This window comes from Alteromonas sp. KUL150 (assembly GCF_009811475.1).
GTDB classification, from domain to species: Bacteria; Pseudomonadota; Gammaproteobacteria; order Enterobacterales; family Alteromonadaceae; genus Alteromonas; species Alteromonas gracilis.
The window spans coordinates 1-26037 of the sequence record NZ_BLIJ01000041.1 but is presented as its reverse complement, the minus strand read 5'-3'; the positions used below and the strand labels follow the sequence as shown (position 1 = coordinate 26037).

The 26037-nt window shown below is 43.9% G+C and carries 19 protein-coding genes; 4 read left to right on the top strand and 15 right to left on the bottom strand.

Going from position 1 to position 26037, the window contains the following annotated elements:
- Positions 1-4 precede the first annotated feature (4 nt).
- The 13 genes from prc to GVO62_RS09840 form a co-directional block, all read right to left on the bottom strand.
- Entirely contained in the window at positions 5-2047 is a 2043-nt protein-coding gene (prc, locus tag GVO62_RS09900; RefSeq protein ID WP_159118946.1) for a carboxy terminal-processing peptidase, read from the bottom strand.
- 3 nt (positions 2048-2050) lie between these two features.
- Entirely contained in the window at positions 2051-2719 is a 669-nt protein-coding gene (gene proQ, locus GVO62_RS09895; RefSeq protein ID WP_105931317.1) for an RNA chaperone ProQ, read from the bottom strand.
- A 16-nt stretch (positions 2720-2735) separates the two neighbouring features.
- Positions 2736-3026, bottom strand: a complete 291-nt coding sequence (locus GVO62_RS09890; RefSeq protein WP_025255289.1) for a hypothetical protein — start codon at positions 3024-3026, stop codon at positions 2736-2738.
- 2 nt (positions 3027-3028) lie between these two features.
- Entirely contained in the window at positions 3029-3484 is a 456-nt protein-coding gene (locus GVO62_RS09885) for a GAF domain-containing protein (protein ID WP_120959238.1), read from the bottom strand.
- 12 nt (positions 3485-3496) lie between these two features.
- On the bottom strand, positions 3497-4198 hold the full coding sequence (locus GVO62_RS09880; RefSeq protein WP_159118944.1) for an SIMPL domain-containing protein: 702 nt from the start codon (positions 4196-4198) through the stop codon (positions 3497-3499).
- A gap of 288 nt (positions 4199-4486) precedes the next feature.
- Positions 4487-5608: a pyridoxal-phosphate-dependent aminotransferase family protein gene (locus GVO62_RS09875; RefSeq protein WP_236547120.1), complete on the bottom strand. Its 1122-nt coding sequence runs from the start codon at positions 5606-5608 to the stop codon at positions 4487-4489.
- A gap of 499 nt (positions 5609-6107) precedes the next feature.
- Positions 6108-6632, bottom strand: coding sequence for a gamma carbonic anhydrase family protein (locus tag GVO62_RS09870; protein ID WP_159118934.1), 525 nt, complete (start codon positions 6630-6632; stop codon positions 6108-6110).
- A 10-nt stretch (positions 6633-6642) separates the two neighbouring features.
- Positions 6643-7503: an acyl-CoA thioesterase II gene (gene tesB, locus GVO62_RS09865; protein WP_120959242.1), complete on the bottom strand. Its 861-nt coding sequence runs from the start codon at positions 7501-7503 to the stop codon at positions 6643-6645.
- Positions 7496-9370: a protein kinase domain-containing protein gene (locus tag GVO62_RS09860; protein WP_159118932.1), complete on the bottom strand. Its 1875-nt coding sequence runs from the start codon at positions 9368-9370 to the stop codon at positions 7496-7498. The genes tesB and GVO62_RS09860 overlap by 8 nt, the downstream gene beginning before the upstream one ends.
- A gap of 83 nt (positions 9371-9453) precedes the next feature.
- Positions 9454-10344, bottom strand: coding sequence for a 23S rRNA (adenine(2030)-N(6))-methyltransferase RlmJ (locus GVO62_RS09855; RefSeq protein ID WP_159118930.1), 891 nt, complete (start codon positions 10342-10344; stop codon positions 9454-9456).
- A gap of 214 nt (positions 10345-10558) precedes the next feature.
- Positions 10559-12235: a dihydrolipoyllysine-residue acetyltransferase gene (locus GVO62_RS09850; protein WP_159118928.1), complete on the bottom strand. Its 1677-nt coding sequence runs from the start codon at positions 12233-12235 to the stop codon at positions 10559-10561.
- Positions 12236-12252: 17 nt separating this feature from the next.
- Positions 12253-13230 (bottom strand): alpha-ketoacid dehydrogenase subunit beta, encoded by a 978-nt coding sequence (locus tag GVO62_RS09845; protein ID WP_159118926.1) that lies wholly within the window; start codon positions 13228-13230, stop codon positions 12253-12255.
- Positions 13230-14417 (bottom strand): thiamine pyrophosphate-dependent dehydrogenase E1 component subunit alpha, encoded by a 1188-nt coding sequence (locus GVO62_RS09840; protein WP_159118924.1) that lies wholly within the window; start codon positions 14415-14417, stop codon positions 13230-13232. The genes GVO62_RS09845 and GVO62_RS09840 overlap by 1 nt, the downstream gene beginning before the upstream one ends.
- Positions 14418-14940: 523 nt before the next feature.
- Here GVO62_RS09840 and GVO62_RS19640 point away from each other — a divergent pair.
- Complete coding sequence (locus GVO62_RS19640; protein ID WP_159118922.1) at positions 14941-18909, top strand: S8 family serine peptidase; 3969 nt, start codon at positions 14941-14943, stop codon at positions 18907-18909.
- A 43-nt stretch (positions 18910-18952) separates the two neighbouring features.
- On the opposite strand, the gene rmuC is transcribed toward GVO62_RS19640, so the two are convergent.
- Together rmuC and GVO62_RS09825 are read right to left on the bottom strand one after the other, a co-directional pair.
- Positions 18953-20242 (bottom strand): DNA recombination protein RmuC, encoded by a 1290-nt coding sequence (rmuC, locus tag GVO62_RS09830; protein WP_159118920.1) that lies wholly within the window; start codon positions 20240-20242, stop codon positions 18953-18955.
- 247 nt (positions 20243-20489) lie between these two features.
- On the bottom strand, positions 20490-22019 hold the full coding sequence (locus GVO62_RS09825; protein WP_159118918.1) for a fumarate hydratase: 1530 nt from the start codon (positions 22017-22019) through the stop codon (positions 20490-20492).
- 315 nt (positions 22020-22334) lie between these two features.
- Between GVO62_RS09825 and pabB the strand changes: the two genes are divergently transcribed.
- The 3 genes from pabB to GVO62_RS09810 all read left to right on the top strand — a co-directional run bounded on the left by pabB (position 22335) and on the right by GVO62_RS09810 (position 25950).
- Positions 22335-23774 (top strand): aminodeoxychorismate synthase component I, encoded by a 1440-nt coding sequence (gene pabB, locus GVO62_RS09820; RefSeq protein WP_159118916.1) that lies wholly within the window; start codon positions 22335-22337, stop codon positions 23772-23774.
- A 45-nt stretch (positions 23775-23819) separates the two neighbouring features.
- Positions 23820-24392 (top strand): CoA pyrophosphatase, encoded by a 573-nt coding sequence (locus tag GVO62_RS09815; RefSeq protein WP_159118914.1) that lies wholly within the window; start codon positions 23820-23822, stop codon positions 24390-24392.
- A gap of 184 nt (positions 24393-24576) precedes the next feature.
- Positions 24577-25950 (top strand): L-serine ammonia-lyase, encoded by a 1374-nt coding sequence (locus GVO62_RS09810; protein ID WP_159118912.1) that lies wholly within the window; start codon positions 24577-24579, stop codon positions 25948-25950.
- Positions 25951-26037: the final 87 nt, after the last annotated feature.

Sequence of the window (26037 nt, the reverse complement as noted above, 5' to 3'; positions counted from 1 at the left end):
TCACTTAATTTCTTGTGATAGCGTAACGGCCTGTTTCAATCATATCGAATGTGATATTCGCCGCTTCATCCAAGAATGGATCCAATTCTTCCATATCTTCAGGTAAGTCGTCCAATGTTGTCACAGTTTCCATGCCCATACGCTGTAAACGTTCGTTAGCACGAGCAAGGGATTTCTCTTCCGCTTCCTTTTTCTCGGCTTCACGTACAGATTTCACAAGAGAAATGAAATTTTTATCTTTGTTCTTTTTATACTCTTCAATATCGTCATTAATGTACGAAAATTCTGGGTCTTGAAGAATGCGCTTATTGTGTTTAGCCGTTAACACGTCCAAGGCTGCGGTGCCATCAGCGAATGTCGTGTAGTTCGCACGATTGATGCTATCCCACGGTAACGCATTCTCAGCTTGGGATTCGCCCCACTCTGCTGGCTCTACCGCAGACGGATAAAGAATGTCAGGGATCACCCCTTTATGCTGGGTGCTTCCTCCATCAATACGATAGAACTTAGCTATAGTGAATTGAACACTGCCTAATGGGTTATCGTAAAGATCGTAAATTTTACCTAAACCGCGATGCTGCTGAACTGTACCTTTACCAAAGGTTTGTTCACCTACAATTAAAGCTCGGTTATAGTCTTGCATAGCCGCTGCAAAGATTTCCGAGGCAGACGCGCTATATCTATCAACCAATACGGTAAGCGGTCCATCGTAAGCTACTTCCCCGTCAGTATCGCGGTTTACGCTTACTTTACTTTGACCGTAGCGGATTTGCACAACTGGGCCTTTTTCGATGAATAAGCCAGTGAGCAGTGTAGCTTCTGTGAGAGAACCACCGCCGTTACCACGCAAATCTACGATTACCCCTTTTACGTTTTGTGCTTTTAGGCTTTCGATTTCCTTTGCCACATCCATGCTTAAATTATTATAAAAGCTTGGAATAGTGATTACGCCAAGAGGCTCACCGGCATGAGGACCTGTTTCGGGCACATATACTTCAGATTTGGCGGCGCGATCCTCGAGCTTGATTTTATCGCGAGTAAGGCTGACAACTGAAGTTGATTTGGATTCTGATGCGCCTTTCTCAACTTGAAGGCGAACGGTACTACCCTTTGGGCCTTTTATTAATTCAACGACCTCGTCAAGACGCCAACCGATTACGTCAACAAACTCTTCATCGTCTTGGGCAACGCCCACAATCTTATCTTCTGGCTTGATAGCTCCTGATTCATCAGCAGGGCCACCAGGCACAACACTTTTGATGACGGTATAATCGTCTTCGCTCTGCAGTACAGCGCCTATGCCTTCAAATGATAGATTCATGTCCATTTGAAAACGCTCTGCATTACGGGGGGATAAATAACTTGTATGAGCTTCGATTGTTCGAGCAAACGCATTCATTGCGGTTTGAAAAACATCTTCGCTTTTTGCTTGCTTAGTGCGTTTAATCGCTCGCGTGTAACGTTTGGTAAGAAGCTCTTTTGCTTCGTCCCACGTTTTATCGGCAAGAATTAGGTTCAACGCATCGTACTTAACACGCTGACGCCAAATTTCATCAAGCTCAGCTTTGCTAGCAGGCCATTCCGCATCTTCTCTGTCGTAGTAGAATTTATCGCCTTCCTTTTCGAAGTCGAATGGGCCCTTTTCTAGTAGCGATAGTGCAAACTCGTAACGTTCAATACGACGTTTCGCACTTACGTTATACATATCATAGGCTACAGAAAGGTTGCCTTTACTCAGCGCGTCATCGAATAACGTTCGGTACTTCTCAAAACCTACTACATCAGACAACAACAGTACTTGTTTATTGTGATCTAATGAATCAATAAAGCGCTGGTAAACCCTGGCAGAGAGTACATCATCCAACGATATTTCCTTGTAGTGCGCCCTTGTGAAAAGTGCACTTACTCGCTTTGCAGCAACACTGTGCTGAGATTCCTGTTGCAATATAGGAAGCTCGTCTACTTCAGGTGTTGATGTAACGGCGCCTGCACCTACCCCAACGGTAAGAAATGCACTGGCGATGGAAATTCGAAGGATGTCTCTCATATTTTACGACCTCTTGGAGCGTGCCAAACGTAAAGCGTCTGCGTTTACTTTAACCACCATACCCGAGTCTAATTGAACGTGAACGCCATCTTTAGCAACCTCAGTTATCACTGCCGGCATAGGTGCCTTGCCTAGCTTAACAGTAACTTGTGTACCTTGCTGTAGATCGCTGTCCGTCAATTTCGCAGGTGGTGTAGTGTTTGGTCTATTATTTTTCGGTTTAGTTCCGCGTTTAGCGTCAGCATGGTCCGAATTCGCCGATTTTTCACCCTTTGGACGATTAAATTGGCGTTTATCTTTGCGCTTGGGCTGTTGAGCTAGCTTAGCTTTACGCTTTTCAGCGGCTTTAGCTTTGCTTTCTTCAAGCTGCTGCTGCGCATGGTCAGCGTGTTCTTTTTCAATAGCATCGCCTTCTACGCCGTCTAAATCTACGCGATTAGCACCTTCTTTGATGCTATGAAGATAGCGCCAGCTGTTGGTGTAATGACGTAGCGTAGAACGAAGAAGTGTTTTGCTTACGCGTTCCTCTTCTTCTAAACGAGTGGCAAGATCTTGAAAAATACCGATCTTAAGTGGGCGGGCCTCGCCTTCAATGCTAAAGCATTTCGGAAAGGTCTCTGCAAGGAAAGCTATTACTTCCTTACTATTGGTAAACTTCTCTGGTGATTCCATTAACTTTCTAAATTATTCAGGAGATTTCATCGTTACTTGCATCATCCCAAGTTGCCAGCGTGTGGTCAACCCAATCAAGCAATTCGTCGTCATCTATTTCTAATAAATGCTTATCTTGTTGCCAAGATTCCCATGCGTAGTGCAAAATTTGCTCTAAACGCTGTGTTTCAATATCTTCTTCAGCGTTGTCATAAATAGCATGTAAGATAAAATTTAAACGTTCAGATGCCTCATCTGGGTCATCATGAAAATCTTCCATATCTTCAAACGTAGATAAAACAACATGAATATCAACACTGGATTTCATAATTATTTCTGCGAATCCATAAGAATTTGAGCAATTTCCACAAGCCCTTTTTCGTCTTCTGCAGTGAAACGTTCAAATGCAGGGCTATCGATATCTAGTACACCAATAAGCGTGTCGTCTTTTACCAGAGGTATAACAATTTCTGAGTTCGACGCAGCATCACACGCAATGTGGCCATCAAATTGATGAACATCAGCAATACGCTGAACTGTTCTGGTGCTTGCGCTCGTGCCACATACACCCTTCCCAAGAGGAATTCTGATACAAGCGGGTTGACCTTGAAACGGCCCTAACACCAACTGTTCTTCTTTATGAAGGTAGAAACCAGCCCAATTAACTTCTTCAAGATTATTGAACAGAAGCGCACTGATATTGGCCATGTTGGCAATCAGGTCATGTTCACCAGACACCAAACTCTTCGCTTGGCTAACTAGCTGGTTGTACTGTTGTTCTTTCAAACGATTTTCCTGCTATTGAACGATTTTAAATGAAACATTAATGCGAGCCTCAACCCGTTCTTGCCCCGGTAAAGACATAGACATGTCTTTGGCAAACGCTTCAGCGCGCATTACTGGAATCGGCATATTGCCACCAGATTCTGAGATTGCAACAACTTCGCCAACTTCAACCTCTAATTCTTTTGCTAATAAGTGTGCACGTTGCTTTGCGTCTTTGACCGCAGCGATCAATGCTTTTTGATACGCTTCTGCTTCGCCGATAGCAATAAAATTAAATTGTTGGATACGATCAACGCCTCTTTTAAGAACGCCATCTAATACTTTATCGTAAGTTTCAAGGTTAGTAGATGTCACGTTGATATCACGTGAGAGCGTAAATCCCGATTGCTGACGACCTTGTGGTGTATTGATATATCGCGGTTGCAGACGAACTTGCATGCTCTGAATATGCTTTTCTTCGATGCCTTGATTGAGCAGGAACTTAACAATAGACCGTAAATCTGCATCAAGCTGACTATTTAGCTTGCCAACCGTATCACCTTCTTCTTCAACAACGAGTGTTACCGAATAGGCGTTTGGTGTGACGTCTATCGCACCTGCGCCTTGAACATTTATAACGGCATTCTGTGCTGCTTGCGTTGTTAGTAAAGGGGTAGACAGAGCAACAATTACTGAAGCCAACACCAAGTTTTTGGTAAGCGTGAGTATTTTCATGGCATTTCCTTTCTTAATAGCGTTTTCGAGTACGTTGCACAAAAGGTACGTGTTTATAACTGAATGGATTATGAATCGATACGATGTAGAGATACTAGCACTGAACCACTAAGAGAATAGATATAACTTCGCCGAGATGCGGTTTTTATAAGGCAAGACTGAAGTGAGGCAAGAACGTTACGTCAGCTTATTTTGTTTGTGGTTTTTGGAACGCCCAGGCGAGATGACAACTGAGCGTTCAGTACGGTTGCTTTAAAACTATATTCGTCGGTTTTATTTAAGCCTACTTTACTTAAGTACAGTGCGCAATGCAGCGAGACAATGGTCGATATTACGCGGCTTACACGCATAGCCCATAAGCCCAATTCTCCACACTTTGCCAGCGTGCTCACCTAATCCAGCACCTATTTCCAAATTGAAATCTTCGAGTAGTTGTTTGCGGATGACTGCATCATCTACTCCATCTGGGATCTTCACCACGTTAAGTTGAGGCAAACGATAAGCGCTATCAACAGTAAGATCCAAACCGAGTTCACTCAAACCCGTTGCAAGTTTTTCATGACCTGAAGAATGACGTTTCCAAGCGTTTTCTAAACCTTCTTCCTTTAATATAAGAAGTGCTTCGTACATGGCATACATGCTGTTGACCGGGGCGGTATGATGATAGGCACGTTTCGCGCCCTGCCCCCAATAGCCAACAATTAAGTTCATATCTAAAAACCAGCTTTGCACTTTTGTTTTCCGATTTTGAATGACATGTACCGCTTTGTCACTGAAGGAAACAGGTGATATACCTGGTACACAGCTCAAGCATTTTTGCGAGCCGGAATAAATAGCGTCAATGCCCCACCCGTCTACGTCTAACTCAATACCTCCGAGGGAGGTAACTGCATCAACGATGCTCAAACAATCGTATTTCTGCGCCAATTCACAGAGCGCTTTTGCTTCGTTTCGAACACCTGTTGAAGTCTCTGCATGCACAAAAGCAAGAACTTTGATATCAGGATTAGCTTTAAGTGCGTCCTCGACTTGGTTCAAGTCAGTTTGTTCTCCCCAAGTATTGTTTACGGTGATGGCCTCACCCCCGCAACGTTCTACATTTTCGACCATGCGATTACCGAATACCCCATTTATACAGACGAGTACTTTATCGCCCGGCTCCACTAAATTAACGAAGCAAGCTTCCATTCCTGCAGAGCCCGGCGCTGAAATTGGCATAGTTAAGGCATTTTCAGTTTTAAACGCATACTGAAGTAACTGCTTAGTCTGATCCATTAACTCTATGAAAAGCGGATCTAAATGCCCAAGCGTTGGTCGAGACATAGCATTTAGAATGCGGGGATTTACATCGGATGGTCCTGGTCCCATCAAAGTTCGTTCAGGGGGAATAAAAGTAGAAAACGAATGCATAATCCATCCTTATTTAAATGAGAGGGCCTTGTTAGAATATTTGTTATCGTCTTATGAAGTGACGCACTCGACATACTACAAGGTTATAAAAATGGGACAAGCATCTGTTGTGAAGATAAATGCTGTGAATGACTAAGTCTAGTCAGAGTTAAATTGGGAAATAAAGGACGCTTTGTAACGATGAAAAGATTGATGGTATAGCTTTTGAAAACCACAACTTTATCAATAATCACTCATCAGACCAGACGCTAAACTTTTGAAATAATAGTGAATACTAAACTAGCAGCGGATTTTTTAACGCTGAAAGATAAAATTCACAATGAATTTGTTTATAAAATAAACAAAGTTATCCTATAATAATTGTTCGTTTAGTAGATTTTACTTAAACTCTCCCTGTAAAAGTTAGCGCACGGCTCAGCAATGAGCCATTCCCCTAGGCCCGGAACGTTTGTTCTGGGCATTTTTTATGGGGTATGAACAGCGATTTACCGCACATCAGTTATGCTTCAATCACCTCGAGGGACGTTTTATACATTTTAGCGTTTTCCACATAATGTTTTGCAGAAGCTTCTAATTTGGGCTTCACAGTTTCATCCATTGTTCGAATGACTTTGCCAGGCGCGCCAACAACAAGGCTGTAATCTGGAATTTCCATATTTTCTGTAATGAGTGCATTAGCGCCTATGATGCAGTATTTACCTATTTTCGCACCATTAAGTACTACGGCATTTATGCCCACTAGCGAATAATCGCCAATTTCACAGCCATGCAGCATTACTTTGTGACCCACCGTTACACCATTTCCTAAAGTTAGTGGAATACCTGAATCTGTGTGCAGCACACTGCCGTCTTGTATATTTGTGTGCATTCCAATGGTTATTTTGTCCATATCGCCGCGAATTACTGCGTTAAACCACACGCTGGCGCCTGCTTTGAGTTCTGTGTTCCCGATAACATGAGCGCCTGGCGCAATAAAAACGCTCTCGTCTATTTGTGGTGATGCTGAACCTAATTTATAGCGCATAAAAGTCTCCCTATTCGTCTACCTTTCTCATTAATCCTTCTTGCATGGTTGATGCAACAAGTTCACCAGTTTGGTTGAATATTTGCCCGCGGACCAAGCCTCTAGAGCCGCCGCTAAAAGGACTTTCCATTGCATATAACAACCACTCATTCATGTTAATTGGGCGATGGAACCACATAGCATGGTCAATAGTTGCGATACGCAAAGACTTATCGGTTACCGCCACGCCATGAGGCTGCAAAGACGTACTTAGAAAATGATAATCTGACGCATAGGCAAGTGCAGCTTGATGGACAGATAGCTGGGCATTCATGTCATCTCTTGCTTTTAACCAGATGTAACGCGTAGGCTCACGTTTGGTTGACTGATAAGAATTAGCCGCATCTACTGTTCGAATATCTACCGGTTTATGGTAGCTCAACGCTTCTTGCATAGGTCGAGCAATCTTATTGAAATTCGCTTCGTAAAACTCAATGTCTGACTGCACTTCCTCTGGTGGTGGTACCTCTGGCATGGTTGGGTTTTGATGCTCCATCCCTTCCTGAGGAACTTGAAAAGAAGCCGTCATGTAGAAAATATTTCTACCGTCTTGAATGGCTTTAACTCGTCGGGCCGAAAAGCTTCGACCGTCCCGCACAATTTCAACATCGTAAACGACAGGTTTTTTTGCATCACCAGGCAATAAAAAATACGTGTGAAATGAATGCGCGACTCTGTCATCAGCTACGGTTTCGTAGGCAGCGGCCAATGCCTGGCCCAACACTTGTCCGCCGAATAAAGCTCGGAAGCCTAAATCCCAGCTTTGTCCGCGATAGATGCCAGCTTCCACTGTTTCTAATTCAAAAAGTGATGATAATTTAATCTCAGACATGTTGTGCGTTCTCTTCAATAACTGCTTTTGGGTTTCGCGGGTAATACTTTTCAGGCAACTTGGCTTTGTGCTCGAAAAACCGAGTATCTTTATAGGGTAACTTCATAAACCCAGAAATGCCTAGCCCTTTTATACTTGGGATCTGCTCCACTAGCTTGGCCAGCAAACTTTTAAAGCGTTCCTCTTGTGTGTGATCGAGTAGCGTGTAGTAATTGTGAATTTTTAGGTGCTTAGGTAGTGCTTCAAAGATAATACACCCCGTGTGATGAATTGAATTTAGCTCAATTATTGTATCAATAATGATTTGCGGTAGTTTTAGTAACTCATCAGGGTCATCACCATCTTCGAAATAAGAATGTGTTCTACTCTGGTCTTTTTGAGCCGACACTCTAGATAGTTCGTAGGGTATAAACATCCCTTGTTCCGGGAAAAATTCTACTACTTCGGACTGTCGTTCAATATGAAGCGTGTTCTTGGCATTAAACATACAGCACTTAAACACGGCAGGTTTGTGGATGGCTCTTGCTAGGTTGATTACATTATTCACGGCCATTTCGAATGCCATTTTTAACGATTCATCATATAAGTTTAAACTGGAGTCCACATATACTCCTTCGGGCTCCCAGCGCAAAGCCATGCCTCCGACAACTGGATATCGACCGAGTCTACTGATAGCGGATACAAACGCCTTTTCTGTATCGCCCATACCTTGAAGGTAGTTTTTGTAATAGCGATCAAATTGAGCGTCGTCGATATACCGCAATTCTTCAACGTCCCTTTCATCTATGGAATCGGAAAGTCGTGCTTGTTGTCGTAAATAAGATTTTCTAGAACTGTATACAACCGTCTCAATATCGACATGATTACGGGTTATCCATGTTGGGATCAGTGGCGTGTATTGGTGTGGCGTGTCATGGGTAAATACCATATTTTTAAATACGTGAAGATGATTAAACAAGTAATCTCCTCCCTGCCTTCTTTTTACTGGATCTTCACTGAGCATGTACTCCAATATATTTGCCAACATTTTTGGAAGCCCTAGCGATGACGGCGTAATTACTTTGCTTCCATAGCGACAAGACTGTCCAGATGCTAACGCATACAGGGTGCTCGCTAATCCTTGTTCATCGAAACGAGGGCTTGAGAGTGCGCCGTTGAGCTGTTCCTCACCAATAAAATAAACATCGCCGAGCCTAGCGTTGGTTTGATGCAGTTCACCTGACATCAAATCCATCACATTGTTGCCCACATACTGCCCTGTTATATCCGTCTGCGCGAAGACCGATGAGCCCCAGTCAATTAAACCTACAGTCTCCGTCGATTCGTCCCATACTAAGTTAGATGGCTTGATGTCTCCGTGAACAATAGGTTTGACTTCACCATTTTCGCTGTATTGCCGAAAGCTTGATAGCAGCTCTCCTACTTGGACCGCTAGCTTGACGATGATCCGTGGCGATAACGGACCAGTTTTTAGACTAACTTTTTCTAAGTCTTCACCAGGCGCACGGCCCATAACTAAAATTGATTGTTTTCGAATTTGCTGGTATTCGATGAATCGCGGCACGAATTCATGATTAACGTGAGAAAGCATAAATGCTTCCTCCTCTAGCCTGTCTTGAACATGCTGAGGTAATGTTATCCGGGAGAATTTAAATACCCTAGCGTCTCCGTTGGGCGCAGTGCCCGCGAATGCGAAGCCAAATGCGCCTTTCCCCAAAAGTTCTATATCATCGTACCCTAAACTTTCAAGCTGAGAGATACAGAGGTTTACCCAGTCTTTTAGCTTTTTTGCATCCGCGTGAGACAGAAGATAGATTGACTGTTCGTCAGGTATGTAAAAGTGCTTAAGACCTTTGAGTTGAGACATTATTCTTTGTTCGCTTTAATTATCAATAGGGTTTAGTTATTGAAGGTAGCAAGGATAACTCTACCTTGAGCTCTTAAAGCTGTTTAATTATCTTCAATAACCCATGTAACTCGCGCTCTGGCGTTGATACCCTCGTCGACTGAGCCGAGCCTTGAAACAACGCAGTCAAGCGCCTTTTCAAGCTGGGTATCAAGTTGCCAAGGTGGATTTAGCACAAAAACCCCTGACCCATACATGCCTGCATCAGGTGTATTCTCAGCGACACAAATTTCCGCTTTGAAACATGATTTTCCCAGTTGAGCCAGCTTTTCGCACATGATTTCGCTTGCGCCGTGCTTTGCTCCGGCCCGCTCTGACAGTAAAGGGTACCAAACAATAATTTGTGCCTGCTGCCAACGTTTGAAGACTTGCTCTACGCCTTTGATCACATCACTGTATTCATTAGCACGTTCGTAGGGGGGGTCGATTAAGATTGCACCGCGATTGGGCTTTGGTGGTGTCAATGCGCGCAATCCCTCATAACCATCGCGCTTGTGCACGTGATTGTTCCTTGCCCCTATTTTCGCAATGTTGCGCTCAAGTTTTTCGAACTCGCCGGGGTGAAGTTCCATGAGATGCAAAAAGTCAGATTCACGTTTTGCTTTCACACTAATAATTGGAGAGCCAGGATAAGCATTGTCTGCTAAGAATGGTTCACATAGCGCTAAGTAATCTTCTAAAAGAACGGGCAATGCTTCTTTTGCGTTCTGAACCTTGAAGTCTTCGCTGGTTAAGCGCGAAATCCCAGTTTCATATTCTTTATTTTTTGCCGACATTGCATCAGTTAAGTCATAAACACCTGCTCCTGCGTGGGTGTCAAAAAGCGTAAAGGGCTTTTCTTTTTTCTTTAATGAATTAATTACGCCTATCCAGCATAAATGCTTGATAACGTCAGCGTGATTGCCCGCGTGGAAAGCGTGTTGATAACTAAGCACAAAACCTCTGTGAAATTCTTTTTAACATTAACTTTGGGTATGATAACGCCTACACGCTATTAGGTACATAAAACAAAAAAGGTCGACACTAAAAAGTATCGACCTTTTGTTTTAACCTCGCCTCGAGCGAAGGGAATTAACTTGAACGATTTTGTGGGCAAAGACGAACACATGGATGTTTATCTTCACCAACTATTCATCATTCTTCACTCAGTTATTTTAAGTGCATCAACATTTTTTCTGGCTGTATTAAATAGCTCATCCATAAATTATTGAAGCGAACCATGGTTGCGCCATCAATAATTCGATGATCACCCGACCAATTAACCGCCATAATATGTTGAGCACTCACGTTGCCGCTGTCATCAAACCGAGGTAATTTCTGCGTTTTACCCAGTGCAACAATTGCCGCTTCGGGTTTGTTAATGACAGGGGTGGCGGTAATCCCACCAATGGCGCCGATATTAGAAATGCTAATAGTCCCGCCTTTCAAGTGTTCACCCGATACGCGCCCTGCTCTTGCCTGCTCAATAATGTCCTGCATTTTAACCGCGATATCTAAAAGTGATAAGTCTTGAACACGTTTTATATTCGGCACAAGCAATCCAATCTTAGAGTCAACAGCAAAACCAATATTATGGTCAGAATAATAACTTAGCTCGCTAGCATCGTCGTTTAATTGGCTATTTACAACAGGGAATTCATTTAATGCAAGAGACATCGCTTTCACAAAAAACGGCATGAAACTTAGCTTGGCACCTTTTGCTTCAAATTCAGGTTTAAGCAAATTCCGAAGCGACATAAGGTTGTCCATTACAAGTTCATCACTTACCGTAAAGTGAGGAATGGTGTAGACCGACGCAGACATTTGCTTAGCCATCGCGGCCTGAATGCCACGAACCTTTTCTGTTCTGACCTCACCTTTCTTACTCGCACTGGGGTTTTCGTTTGTGCTTGCGTTTGTAAGAGGCTTGTTTGAATCTTCAGAAGGTGACTCTGTTTTAACCGATTGCTGAATATTCAATACATCGGCTTTCAAGATGCGCCCTTTTTTCCCCGAACCGTTCACCGCCGAGAGATCGATATTATGCTCTCTGGCAATACGTCTTACCGCAGGGCTTGCAAGCACTTTTCCTTCAATAGCAATGGGTGGCTCGAACTCACCGTCACTGAACTTAGACGACGTTAGTTGATCTGAGTGCTTATTTGAAGCGTTTGATGGCTCTTTTATTATTGTTGCGCTCGTTGATTGCGACGCTTCATTTGTACTGCCTTCAGTATCGTCTGCAGGGTTGCTATCACCCTCAACTTCAAGTGCAAACAACGCGCTATGTACTTTGGCAATATCACCCTGAGCATAATAAAGACGGTGAACCGTTCCTGCGTTTTTAGCGGGGATCTCGACCACCGCTTTGTCAGTCATAACTTCTACAACAGCTTGGTCTTCTTCAATTACATCGCCCTCTGCCACATTCCATTTAACAATCTCACATTCAACAATACCTTCACCAATGTCAGGTAAAATAAAGTCTTCTATGTGTTTGCCGCTAGCAGCCGCCACCGGAAGCTCATCATTTTTCACATTCTCAGATGCAGTCTCCTTTGTAGGCTTCTCGGGATCTTTTGCCTGTGGTTCTTCGTTTACATCAGCATCGTCTGGCGTCATTGAAAATAATGGCGCATGCACTTTTGCGATATCACCAACAGCATAGTGTAATTTATTTACTACGCCCGCGTGCATTGCAGGTATTTGCACTGTCGCTTTGTCAGTCATTACCTCTGCAACAGGCTGATCTTCTTCAATGTGCTCACCTTCAGAGACTAACCATTCTAGTAGTTCACATTCCACAATACCCTCACCGATGTCCGGTAAGATAAATTCAATCGTCATATCATTGTCTCCCGGAATTAGTAATGTAACGTACGCTTAATGGCTTCATACGTCTTTGTTTCATCTGGCATGTATTCTTTTTCATGAGCCAACGGATAGGGTGTATCTAGGCCACATACTCTTGCGATTGGCGCTTCTAGATACAAAAAGCAACGCTCCTGAATTGTGGCAGCAATCTCACTCGCGAAACCGCCGGTTAAAGGTGCTTCATGGTTTATCAGTAGGCGACCTGTCTTCATAACAGACTGCATTACCGACTCTACGTCCCATGGCAGAATGCTACGTAAGTCAATGATTTCACAAGAGACACTATCTTCTAGCGCCATTTCTGCCGCTTTTTGTAGAATCTCTATCTGTGCTCCCCAGCCTAGCAAAGTAATGTCGCTTCCCTCTTGAACAATATCTGCTTTACCAAGCGGCAGCTCGTAGTCCTCTTCTGGTACTTCAGAGACAGAGGCACGATATAAACGTTTTGGCTCCATAAATAGCACTGGGTTTTTATCGCGAATTGACGCGAGTAACAAACCTTTGGCCTGATATGGATCCCTTGGAATTACGATCTTTAATCCAGGGCAGTGAGCAAAAAATGCTTCAGGCGATTGGCTGTGATAGTGGCCGCCAGCAATACCGCCGCCATATGGCGTACGTATAGTCAGCGTACCTACGTCGAACTGCCCACCTGAACGATAGCGCCATTTAGCGGTTTCATTCACGATTTGGTCGAACGCTGGGAAGATGTAATCTCCAAATTGTATTTCAGCTACAGGCACTGAACCTTGTGAGGCCAAGCCATTTGCAAAACCGATAATTCCTTGCTCAGTCAGTGGTGTATTAAAGCAACGAGCTTTGCCAAACTTTTCTTGAAGATGACTGGTTGCACGGAAAACGCCGCCAAAGTGGCCAACATCTTCTCCAAACACCATTACCTTTTCATCTTCGGTCATGGCTGTGATGAGCGCATTATTTATTGCTTGTAGTAGGTTCATCTTAGCCATTACTTTATTCTCCCTGCGGTTTTAGGGTACATCTTAGGATATTTCTTGATATGCGCTTTCAGTTCGTTTAGTTGCTCTTTCAAATGCCACGGTGGTGTGTCGTAAACATCTTCCACAATATCGTCTATTGCACACACATCCGTTTTCTCACAACTTTTCATGGCGGCGAGCACGTCTTGTCTTGCCTTGTCTACTCGTTTTTGGTTTTCAGCTTCGTCGTACCAGCCTTTGCTGTCTAACCAATGCGCCATTCGAGCGATAGGATCTTTTGCTCGCCACTTATCTTCTTCTTCTCTAGAGCGGTAGCCTGTCGGATCATCTGATGTGGAATGCGCTGCTAAGCGGTACGTCATCGCTTCAATAAGTACAGGGCATTTTTCTTCTATGGCTATGCGACGAGCTTCTTTCGTTGCAGCATAAATGGCAAGCACGTCGTTACCGTCTACGCGAATGGTTTTAATACCATATCCAAGACCGCGGGATGCAATACCGTCTCCGGCAAATTGTTCCTCAGCAGGTGTTGAAATAGCGTAGCCGTTGTTTCGGCAGAAAAAGATTACGGGGCAATGTAGTACAGCGGCCATATTCAGACCTGCATGAAAATCACCTTCAGACGCAGCGCCTTCACCGAAATAACAAATCGTTACGACATCTTTCCCTGACATTTTTTGCCCATAGGCATAGCCAGAAGCCTGCGGTATTTGAGTGCCAAGGGGGGATGAGATAGTCATAAAATTAAGAGGTTTATCACCATAATGAATCGGCATTTGACGTCCTTTATTAGGATCATCCTTATTGCTGAACATTTGGTTCATGAATTGCTCTGTCGAGTAACCACGGTATGCCAACGCACCTTGCTCACGATACTGAGACATAATCATGTCATCGTCAGATAGCGCTGCAGCGCTTGCTACCGACGCCGCTTCTTCACCAGTACTGGCAAGATAGAAACTGATACGTCCTTGACGCTGCGCACCCACCATACGTTCGTCCAACACTCGTATGTAATGCATAGTGTTAAAAATCTTTAACGCTTCTTCTTTACTTAGCTCTGGCTCAACAGCCTTTTCAAGAAGTTGGCCTTCTTCAGAGAGAATTTGAAGCATAGGGATATCAACTACCCCTTTTGCAATGATTTCGACCTTATTTGTTGTTTTTACTTCGGCCAAATGATTTCTGTCTTTCACGTTTTGTTCCCCTCAGAGATTAGGGTTGATAGCGACTTATTTGCGTATGTATATGCTAGTAGAAGATTCGCGGGAGCGTCTTTCTTATTAAAATGGATTTTTACAAAGCGGTGAAATAGTCATACTCAATAAATTGAACTTAGAAGGATAAGCGTCCTAAAAAAGTAAACCTTATGTAAATTTAATGATAATTGCCTAGGATGAGTATTTCGCGCGGCCGTTTTATCCTATCGTTACAGCCGGAGGGAACACTGGTTTAATTACGTAATTTTATTACCTTTTAGGGCTGAAAAACGGGCTAGTTTTTATGAATTTGTCTAGTTAATTTTCATAACCAACTCGTGTCACAAATGTAACAAAATGTGTAATTTATGTATTACAGAAACATACGTTACAAAACGATGAAAAGTGTGCTAGTAATAAATAGTCACAGCGCAATGGACGTTTATAAAAAGGCGATTGACCTTTAATTCGTATCCAAAAAGTCGCTGGACTCCAGGGAACTATTCACACGAGAATAATTATGAAAAAAACAATTATTAGCACGGTAGTCGCTACCGCCTTAGCAGGTTCTGCTTTTGGCGCGTTCGCACTATCAAATCAAATTTCCGGTCATAGCGTTGAACAACAAAACGCAATCGAAGCATCTTTCGACAAAAAAAATATCCTTGCGAATGCCATCCAAGTAAACAATGATAGCGTTCGCGTAATTATCCAATTGAACGACGCCCCAATGGCGCAGTTCAGTGCAGTAAACCCGAGTGTTAGCAGTATGGCTGCGCACAAAGGTCAGAAGGTAAACTTCGCGTCAAACGCTGCCAAAGAATATAAATCATTCCTTGAAGCTCAACAGCAATCTGTCATCCAGTCGATTAAAGCTTTTGATAAGTCATTCAAAGCTGACCTATCTTATACAGCAGCATTTAACGGTTTTGCGGGTATTGTTTCTAAAAGCGCGCTCGATAAGCTCTCAAGCCTATCTACAGTTAAAGCGGTATATCCAGACGTTATTCATCACGCACAAATGGATGCAAGTTTAGACCTTATCGGGGCTATCGAAACTTGGGAACAGTTTGGCGGTAAAGAAAACGCTGGTGCTGGCGTAAAAGTGGCTATCATCGATAGTGGTATTCGCCCAGAAAACCCACTGTTCAGTGGTGAGAATTTCGAAGCGCCAGCTGCAGATACGCTACCTACAGATGATTACTGTTCAGAAGTTCCTGATTTTTGTAACAACAAGCTTATCGTTGCACGTGCAGCTGACATCGTAGAAGGTTTCGCAGTTGTTGAGGAAGAATATGAAAGCCCGCTAGGTTTTAACGGCCACGGTACTCACGTTGCTGGTACTGCCGTTGGTAACTTCGGCGTTATGGCTGAGCGCGACGGTGCTGAGGCAGAAATTTCTGGTGTTGCACCAGCTGCTTACCTAATGGCTTATAAAGGCCTTTATGCTACACCGGCAAATCCTGCTTCTTCTAGCGGTGCATCTTCAATGTTGCTTTCAATGCTAGAAGCTGCGCTAACAGACGGCGCTGATGTTGTTAACAACTCATGGGGCGGCGGAGCTGGCGGTAACCCTAACGGCTCTGTATACGAAGACGTACTTGAAGCTATGCACGATGCTGGCGTAGTGACAGTATTTGCAGCAGGTAACGATGGCCCTGGTGATACGACTATCGGCTGCCCTGGTTGCTCTGATGACGTAATTACTGTAGCAAACACGACAACGGGTCGTTTGTTTGCAAATGAAGTGACTATCGAGGGTGATACCACAATCGGTTCAATCCCAGCACTTTATTCAGTGGGTAACCCTGCCATCGTGTTCGACAGCCCAATTACTGCACCGGTTGTTTATGCTGGTGAAGTTGATGCGGAAAATGTGGAAGGTTGTGATGCATTCGACGCTGGCGCGTTTGAGGGTGCGATTGCACTTATCAGCCGTGGCACTTGCGGCTTCGTAACAAAAATTGAAAATGCAGAAGCGGCTGGCGCTGAAGCTGTTCTCATCCACAACGTAGATGGTCGCGGAGAAGCGCCAATCTTAATGAGCGGCCTAAGCGACGCGCAAACTATCCCTTCACTAATGCTCCCTGCTACGCCAGGACAAGCGCTTGCTGCACTAGCGGAAAGTACTGAAGAAACATTGAACGTTACTATTGGCAGCGAAATCGTTCGTGTGGTTTCAGATAGCCTTGCTGACATCATGAATGAATTCAGTTCTCGTGGGCCAAATGGCGACCCAACGTTCCTGAAGCCAAATATTGCTGCACCTGGTACTCGTATTTTCTCGGGCGAATCACCAGATGCTCCTAATCACGAAGGCGAGAACTTCTCGTTTAAAGATGGTACGTCAATGGCGTCTCCACACGTAGCTGGTGCAGCGGCTTTACTTAAACAAATGCACCCGGATTGGACTGCACAGCAAATTAAGAGTGCCCTTGTAACTTCTTCTATCCGTGATGTACTAAAAGAAGACGCCGCTACACAAGCTGACAACTTTGATATGGGTGCTGGTCGTCTTGACCTTCCTCGTGCTACTACCGTTGAACTTACTTACAGTGATTTAAGCTTAGTTGACGGTAACTGCTACCTAAACTGTGAAATGTCTATTACTGTGACCAACACCAGTGACGAAGACGTTACTGTTGATGCGACTGTAATGTTCAATGACCCAGCTATTGTAGCAACCGTTACACCACAAATGGCTACCCTGCCAGCAGGTGCGTCTGCAGAAATCATGGTTGCGGTAGACGTTACTACAGCCTCTACTGGTTCATGGTCTTTCGGTGGGATTAACTGGGCTGACACTGACGATACAACAACTGATTACTTTATCCCCGTTGCGGTTTATCCGATAAGCAGCGATGAGCCGTCTTTATTTGATAGCGACGTAAGCAATCAGTTCGCAGCTGAAGGCGAGCTAGTTGTTACCGAAGCATTTGCAACTAACACTGACGTTACAGGTATGATTAGTATTTCTGGTGAAATTGACCACAAGTACGACATCAACCCGTCAACTATCTCAGCAGTTAAAAACGGTAACCAAGAACCAGTAAGCTACGACGCCGATTCAGGCACCGTGTATTGGGAAGGTGCACTAAACACCGCATCATTATCAATGAATGCAGATACGTCAATCGGTGATTTACTTGAAAGTCTAGGCGCACCACGTTACCTACCTATGTCGGCTATCGATATAGCTCCACTAGAGTGTTCTGGTTCATGCGATGATGCATCGATTGAAATTAGCTTACCGCGCACTATCACTTATCTTGGTAGTGAATACACAACCATGCAGATTTCTTCGAACGGTTTTGTGTCACTAGGTACAAGCTCTGGCAACATCACTACTCCGTTTGCTGAAGTGCTGCCAAGCTTAAATGAGCCAAATAACGTTATTGCTCCGTATTGGACTGACTTCGATTTAGCTGGTGGTGGAGCTGGAACTGGTAGCATTTATGCGGTAAGCCTAACAACAGGTCACTTTGTTGTTGAGTGGGAAAATGCTCAGATTTGGAATGAAGATGGTACAAGCTTTAACTTCCAGCTATGGTTTGAATACGAAACAGGTAACGTGAACTTTGTTTACGGTCCGATGGACACGCCAGTTTACGCAACCGTTGTTGGTGCAGAGAATTCATCTGGTAGTGTTGGTACTACTTTTGCCTCACTGACGTCAGCAGGCCTTCAAGGCACACTTCCAGTTGAAGGTGATGAGTTCGTACTAACGGCTAATGCAGGCGATGAAGTAACAATCAGTTATGCAGGTACTGTTGTTCCTTCAAGTGAATATATGGACGATATGCTATCTGTTAACGAAGATGCTTCGGTAACGGCTAACATTCTCGCTAATGAAATGGATAGCACAATCATCAATACATTCACGATGGAGTCACTTTCTGGTGATTTCCGAACCTTTACACCAATTACTATCGATAAAGAGCCACTTGACCCGTCAACGGTTACAGTAACAACTGAAGCAGCTAACGGTTCAGTGACGGTTAACGACGATGGTACAGTAACTTACACGCCAAACGCAGATTTCTTCGGTGAAGATTCATTTACCTACACTGTTCAAGTTGAGGGCACCACCGATGATGCAGGCGAAGTTGTAGAAGGCGACATCATTGGCGAAGGTACAGTAATGGTAGCAGTTGCAGGCGTGCAAGATGCACCTGTACTTTCAATCTCTGCACCATCCAGCGTAGATGAAGGTGAATCATTCACTGTAACTGCATCAGCGACTGACGCAGACGGCGACGACGTTACCATCACTATCAACGGTGTTGAAACCACGTCGTTTACTGGTACTGCACCAAGCCACGAGCAAGCTAATCGTGTAACGGTTCAAGTAACAGCAACTGATGGTATTGATACAACTACAGACAGCGTGACTATAACGGTTAACGATAAGTCTGGTGGTTCTATGGGTTGGATTGCATTGCTACTAGCACCTGCAGTTTACCTACGTAGACGCATGAAACGTTCATAACGTTTTATATGATATTGAAAGGCCGCTTTGAAAGCGGCCTTTTTTATTCGTCCTGAGAAAGCTGTTTTACATGTTGAGACATTTGCTTACTCGGCTGAACGCCAAGCTCTCTAAATTTCTCAATTTGCCTCACCATATTCCCTCTTCCACTCGTTAATTTGTTCATTGCTTGCTCGTAACTTGCATGCGCTGAATCCATCGATTTCCCAACTTTTTCCATGTCAGAAACAAAGCCAACAAATTTGTCATAGAGTTTGGCCGCTTGCTCAGCAATAAGCTGCGCATTTTGATTCTGATACTCATACTGCCAAATATTGTTAATTGTTCGAAGTGCAACCAATAGATTCGTGGGGCTCACTAGCATGATATTGTGATTAAGCGCCATGGTGACTAACTCAGGCTCTTCTTCTACTGCGATAAGAAATGCAGGCTCTATTGGAATAAAAAGCAGCACATAATCCAACGTTTTTAAGCCTCTTAAGGTTTGGTAGTCTTTCGCTCCAAGACCTTTTATGTGCCCTTTGATGGAAGCCACATGTTGACTTAAAAATTGCGCCTTTTCAGACTCGTCATCACAGTTATAGTAGCGTTCATAGGCAGCTAGACTTACCTTCGAATCAATTATTACGTCCTTATCATTAGGTAAATGCACTACTACATCGGGCTGGTAACGTTTCCCTTGCTCTGATGTCGCAGACATCTGGGTTTCAAACTCGTGCCCTTCGCGTAAACCTGATTCCTTAAGAATACGCTCTAGAACCACTTCGCCCCAGTTTCCTTGCTTCTTGTTATCACCTTTTAATGCGCTGGTAAGTGCTGCGGCTTCTTCGGTTATTTTTTGGTTTAGGGCCTTAAGACCTAGTATTTCTGTTTTAAGTGATGCCCTCTCTTGACCCTCACGAATATGTTGTTCTGAGATTTGTCGTTTAAACCCATCTAGTTCATTTTTGAACGGCGCCAGCACAGCCTCTATGTTGTGTTTCGTTTGTTGCGTATATCGTTGCTGTTTTTCTTCAAAAATTCGGTTTGCCAAGTTTTCAAACTGGATTTGCAAACGCTGCTCAGAAGCGTTCATCGCAGCTAATTTGTCTTCATGTGCCGCATGAAGTGCCTGAATTCTAGCTTGGTGTGCATCGCTTTGCGCTTGGAGCTTCGCATTCGTAACCCGCTCATTATTAAGTTCATCTAGCAACTGCTCGTAATCTAGCGCTTTCTGCGTAAGTTGTGATGAATTAGCGCGACTGCGAACAAATAAGTAAAGGGCGAAAGCACAAATACTGATAAAAGCGATCAAAAAGGCAAGAGGTTCGTTAGAGATAAGATTGATTAGCATAGTGCACGTTCATACTGTTGTTTTGTACAGCACTATAAACAAAAACAGGAAAATATACCAATGCACATACAGTATGGGCGAGATGGAAAAGTTAAAACATGGACTAAAACGCAGATTAAAATGACAACCAGAACGAAAAACGGGCGCTCGCGCCCCCGTTTTTTAGTTTCTAACAGAAGCTATAGTCACTGATGGTGATGATTCTTTCAATACACCATTTCGAGACTAAAGTTCCGGACACAGTTCTCTATTTAGAAAGAGACGCATCCAGTTCTTCAATTTTCGCTTTCCAAATGGCAGGACCATTTTTATGCGCATTAGCACCCGTGCTATCTACCGCTACGGTTACTGGCATATCAACAACATCAAATTCATAAATAGCTTCCATACCTAAATCTTCAAAGGCCACTACACGTGACTTCTTAATAGCTTTAGAAACCAGGTATGCTGCGCCGCCCACCGCCATTAAATAAACAGCTTTATGCTTTGCAATTGAATCAACCGTCGCTGGCCCACGCTCAGCTTTACCGATCATCCCGATAAGGCCTGTTTTCTCTAGCATCATGTCGGTAAACTTATCCATACGCGTAGCCGTTGTAGGTCCGGCTGGGCCTACTACTTCGTCACCGACAGCGTCAACTGGCCCTACGTAGTAGATAAAACGATTAGTAAGGTCTACGCCTTCTGGCAAGCCTTCACCATTTTCCATCATAGTTTGAATACGCTTATGCGCTGCATCACGACCAGTAAGCATCTTACCAGATAGCAATACTGTCTCGCCTACTTTCCAATCTTGGATGTCTTCCTTGGTAACTTCATCAAGGTTTACGCGGCGAGTGTTTTCGCTCACTTCCCAGGTTACCTCTGGCCAATCTTCTAGCTTAGGTGGTGTTAGCTCTGCTGGGCCTGAACCATCTAAATAGAAATGAGCGTGACGTGTAGCTGCACAGTTAGGGATCATCGCAACTGGTTTAGACGCTGCGTGAGTTGGCAATGATTTGATTTTGACGTCTACAACCGTCGTGAGGCCGCCAAGGCCCTGAGCGCCAATACCTAATTTGTTTACGCGCTCAAAAATTTCTAAGCGAAGCTTTTCATCTGTGGTTTCTGGGCCACGCTCAATGAGCTCTTGAATATCTACAGGGTCCATAAGACTTTCTTTAGCAAGCACTGCTGCTTTTTCTGCAGTACCGCCAATACCTATGCCCAACATACCAGGTGGACACCAGCCTGCCCCCATTGATGGCAAAGTTTTCACAACCCAGTCAGCGATATCGTCACTTGGGTTAAGCATTACCATTTTTGACTTGTTTTCTGAACCGCCGCCTTTTGCCGCAATCATTACTTCGATTTTCTCACCGGCTACCATATCGATGTGCACAACTGCAGGTGTGTTGTCTTTTGTATTTTTGCGAGCACCAGCTGGGTCGGCAACGATTGACGCACGTAATGGATTATCTGGATTTAAATAAGCACGACGGGTACCCTCATCAACCATTTCTTGAACGGTCATATCAGTTTTATCCCACGAGACACCCATTCCTACTTTAACGAAACACGTTACAATACCTGTATCTTGGCACAATGGACGTTTGCCCTCTGCCGACATACGAGAATTGATAAGAATTTGTGCCATAGCATCTTTCGCAGCTTGGCTTTGCTCTTTGTTATAGGCCTCTTCGACTGCTTTCACGTAGTCTAGGGGATGGTAATAAGAAATGAACTGAAGGGCATCTTCAATGCTGTCAATGAAGTCTTGTTGACGGATAACGGTCATGACATCCTCTTTTTATTTGGCTTTCGTGGTCTTAGCTAGCTAAAAAAGCGTATACTAGCGCATCTAAAGACAACGCACCACGTAAAACCATGCGCTTGGCGCGAATTCTAGTTATTTTTTAAAACAATGTTTAAAGCATCGTTACCCTAGCCTCTGTTGACGAGTTTAATAGATTTAAATTAAGGGCAAAAATAGCTAGTAGTGCAGGAATGCGTGGTCGGCAATTCAGTAATAGATTTCAACTCAGTAATAAATTTCAACCAGCGATTTGTGCAGCGAGCGCTGCATTTATAGTTAGAAGTATTAAAATAATTTATGTCACACGCAGATTCAATCCACGTAAATGTAAGTCGCTTTACTAAAGATCAAATAATAGACTTAATGTCGTTAGACAGTAATGCAGGCGGAGCCATCCTAAACGCATTATTTACGCACATTGCAACACAACCCTACTCCATTTTATTTGATACATCTGGCTCATCGAAAAGTGAAGGCCGCTTTAACATCATGGCGTTCTCCCCCTCAGCCATTATCGAAGCTAAAGATAGCACTGTTTGTTTGATTGATACGGTATCGTCTAAGCGTACTCCCCTTTCTCTAAGCCCTTTTGAAGCGGTCGAACAACACTTACACGCTCGCGTTAAGTTAGTTGAGGTACATGCGAATTTTGAGACTGAACATCTTCCCTTTATCGTGGGTGTCGCCGGGATGGCAGGCTATGATACAGGCCGTTTTTACGAGACGTTACCCACTATTGCCAAGAATGACTACAGCACGCCGGATTTTACCGTAGGTCTCTATACGTCTTCGCTAATTGAAGACACGCAAACTGGATATGTATATTTCTGTACCGCTGATAACCTAACGCTGCACGAGGTGTTTTCGAACAACAAGACCAATAATAAATCCCTTGGTTTCAAACTTTCCTCTCCTTTTGAATCAAACCTATCTAAGGATGATTACGAGCAATGTTTAGAGAAAATTAATGCGTATTTGAGAGCGGGTGATTGTTATCAAGTAAACATGGCGCAAAGATTTACTGCGACTTATGAGGGGAGTATGTGGCACGCGTACTGTCATTTACGCGACCATAATCAAGCGCCGTTTTCAGCGTTTTACAACTTACCGCAAGGTTGTATTGCCTCTATTTCTCCAGAGCGTTTCCTTCGAGTAAAGGACGGTATCGTTGAAACAAAACCGATTAAAGGAACCCGTCCGCGCTTCCAGGATGCAGACAAAGACGAAGCAAGTGCACAAAGCCTTCTGTCTGCAGAAAAAGATCGCTCAGAAAACTTGATGATCGTTGATCTTCTTCGAAACGATATCTCTAAACACTGTAAAGCTAATTCAGTAAAAGTTCCCGCGCTTTTCGCACTAGAAAGTTATGAGGCCGTTCATCATTTAGTTAGCACAGTGACAGGTGAACTCAATGAAAATGCATCCCCTCTTGAACTTCTTGCTTCAGCGTTTCCTGGCGGTTCTATTACTGGCGCCCCAAAGATACGAGCGATGGAAGTTATTGATGAGCTGGAGCCTCATCGGCGGAACATCTACTGTGGAAGTATTTTTTACATGGGATACCGAGAGGATATGGACTCAAGTATCTGTATTAGAACTGTGTTAGCAGAGAAGAATCAATTACATTGCTGGGCCGGCGGTGGTATTGTTTTAGATTCGGTTCCAAGTGAAGAATATCAAGAAACCTTGGATAAAGTGTCGAAAATATTGCCTGTACTTGCTTCAATAAATTGGTAAAAGGGTTCTAATTAAAGTCGATAAGTTATTGAGTTAAAAACATATATGACGAGAAATGAATTTCTATCGCAATTTCATCATTTAAGACAAACCTACAGTGAACCAGACTTTCCTTTGAGAAAGACCGGGCGTCCTGCGGCTGTCTTAATTCCGTTAATTGATTATGGAGATTCTCTTCAACTTTTACTTACCGAGCGAGCGCACCACCTAAGACACCATCCAGGCCAAATCAGTTTCCCTGGTGGGGCTGTTGATGAAACTGACAATTCTTTTTTTGATGCTGCCCTTCGAGAAGCACAAGAAGAAGTGGGGCTGCCCGCAAATAACGTTGACGTGGTTGGCATGCTTCCAAAATACCGTACCATCAGTGGCTATGAAATAGCCCCCGTTGTCGGATTTGTTAACCCCGATTTCACCCCAATTATTGACAAAAACGAGGTAGAAAGCGCGTTTGAAGTTCCTCTTTCACACGTGTTAGATAGAAAGAATCATTTAATTCACACCACACACCGTGATAAAAAAACGTTTCCAATTTATTTTATCCCATGGAAAAACAGAATGATTTGGGGAGCGACAGCAGCGATGTTGAGGAACCTGTCTCATCATATTCATCCTTAAGCGTCCTTCCGTATGTTCATTAGGAGCGCTTATGCCTACTGTTGATCGACTTTAGTTACCTCGCTATAAATTTATCTTTACAGTGTATTAGCAAAACTAATCATCCTATTAGCTTTTCTGTATTGTGGTTTTCACTTCGTGGATGCATGATCCCATTATTACTTTGTTTTAATTTTAGAAGTTTATGATAAGCGTATTTGATATGTTCAGTGTGGGCATTGGCCCTTCAAGCTCACACACGGTAGGTCCAATGAAAGCAGGTGCTGAGTTTGTCGCTGAACTCGCTCAAGTTACTGAGAAGTTTGACGCTGTCGATAGCGTAAAAGTTGAACTATTTGGCTCACTCGGTCAGACGGGTATCGGCCATGGTACGGGAAAAGCGGTCATTTTGGGGTTGCTTGGTGAGCTTCCTGATGAAATCGATGTGGATACTATTGAATCTAAGCTAGAAGAAATAAGAAATAGTGAGAAACTGTGCTTAAACGGCAAAAAACTGGTTCGTTTCCCAAGCAAAAATGCGATTGTATTTCATCGTCGAAAAACGCTGCCGAAGCATGCTAATGCACTGACGTTTTACGCTTACGCTCAGGATGAGCTGGTAAAACAACAAACCTATTACAGTATCGGCGGCGGCTTTATCATTAAAGACGAAGACTTCGATGCAACCAAGGCACACGCAGCGAGCCTGCAAGCTTCTGTTCCGTTTCCTTTCAAAACCGCTGAAGAACTTCTTTCTTTGTGTAAAACAAACGGGCTAAGCATAAGCTCACTTATGTTGCGCAATGAATCAACCTTTAGGCCTAAACACGAGGTTAAGCAACAACTGCATAATATCTGGCTTGTGATGAAAGCCTGCATACAGCGTGGTATCGAAAGCGAAGGTATTCTTCCTGGTGGCCTAAAAGTAGTTCGCCGCGCTCCGGGTCTTTACCGCCGACTCCAAACTGAGCACACAAACGATCCTATGCAAACAATGGATTGGGTAAACCTTTTCGCACTAGCAGTTAACGAAGAAAATGCTGCAGGTGGTCGTGTCGTCACTGCACCTACAAATGGCGCAGCTGGCATAATTCCAGCTGTTCTCCAATATGTTGATAAGTTTATTCGCCCAGTCGATGAAGAAGTCGCCAGCCGTTTTCTCTTAACGGCAGGTGCCATTGGCATATTGTACAAAGAAAATGCGTCAATATCCGGGGCTGAAGTTGGCTGTCAGGGTGAAGTAGGTGTAGCCTGTTCCATGGCAGCGGGTGCGCTTGCTGAAATTATGGGCGGCACGGCTGCTTCTGTCGAAAACGCAGCAGAAATTGGTATGGAGCATAACCTAGGGCTGACCTGTGACCCTGTCGGTGGCCTGGTTCAGGTACCCTGTATAGAAAGAAATGCAATGGGTGCCATCAAAGCAATAAATGCATCTCGCCTTGCGTTGCGAGGAACAGGCGAACACAAAGTATCGCTGGATAAGGTAATTAAAACCATGCGCGATACAGGAAACGATATGAAAACAAAGTATAAAGAAACAGCCAGAGGTGGCCTGGCAGTCAATATCATTGAATGCTAAGGCAAATTTTAAACTCAAAATGGGGCTTAACTACGCCCCATTTTTGTCTGCATTCCCACGCTTCGCTAAGAAACTTGCCAGCGCCTT

Coding starts and splice junctions, on each gene's coding strand:
- GVO62_RS09890 (WP_025255289.1), bottom strand. CDS start 3,026: ATGAAATCCAGTGTTGATATTCATGTTGTTTTATCTACGTTTGAAGAT.
- GVO62_RS09825 (WP_159118918.1), bottom strand. CDS start 22,019: ATGACCGTTATCCGTCAACAAGACTTCATTGACAGCATTGAAGATGCC.
- GVO62_RS09860 (WP_159118932.1), bottom strand. CDS start 9,370: ATGTCTCAACTCAAAGGTCTTAAGCACTTTTACATACCTGACGAACAG.
- prc (WP_159118946.1), bottom strand. CDS start 2,047: ATGAGAGACATCCTTCGAATTTCCATCGCCAGTGCATTTCTTACCGTT.
- GVO62_RS19640 (WP_159118922.1), top strand. CDS start 14,941: ATGAAAAAAACAATTATTAGCACGGTAGTCGCTACCGCCTTAGCAGGT.
- GVO62_RS09870 (WP_159118934.1), bottom strand. CDS start 6,632: ATGCGCTATAAATTAGGTTCAGCATCACCACAAATAGACGAGAGCGTT.
- proQ (WP_105931317.1), bottom strand. CDS start 2,719: ATGGAATCACCAGAGAAGTTTACCAATAGTAAGGAAGTAATAGCTTTC.
- GVO62_RS09880 (WP_159118944.1), bottom strand. CDS start 4,198: ATGAAAATACTCACGCTTACCAAAAACTTGGTGTTGGCTTCAGTAATT.
- GVO62_RS09850 (WP_159118928.1), bottom strand. CDS start 12,235: ATGACGATTGAATTTATCTTACCGGACATCGGTGAGGGTATTGTGGAA.
- rmuC (WP_159118920.1), bottom strand. CDS start 20,242: ATGCTAATCAATCTTATCTCTAACGAACCTCTTGCCTTTTTGATCGCT.
- GVO62_RS09815 (WP_159118914.1), top strand. CDS start 23,820: ATGACGAGAAATGAATTTCTATCGCAATTTCATCATTTAAGACAAACC.
- GVO62_RS09845 (WP_159118926.1), bottom strand. CDS start 13,230: ATGGCTAAGATGAACCTACTACAAGCAATAAATAATGCGCTCATCACA.
- GVO62_RS09810 (WP_159118912.1), top strand. CDS start 24,577: ATGATAAGCGTATTTGATATGTTCAGTGTGGGCATTGGCCCTTCAAGC.
- GVO62_RS09875 (WP_236547120.1), bottom strand. CDS start 5,608: ATGCATTCGTTTTCTACTTTTATTCCCCCTGAACGAACTTTGATGGGA.
- pabB (WP_159118916.1), top strand. CDS start 22,335: ATGTCACACGCAGATTCAATCCACGTAAATGTAAGTCGCTTTACTAAA.
- tesB (WP_120959242.1), bottom strand. CDS start 7,503: ATGTCTGAGATTAAATTATCATCACTTTTTGAATTAGAAACAGTGGAA.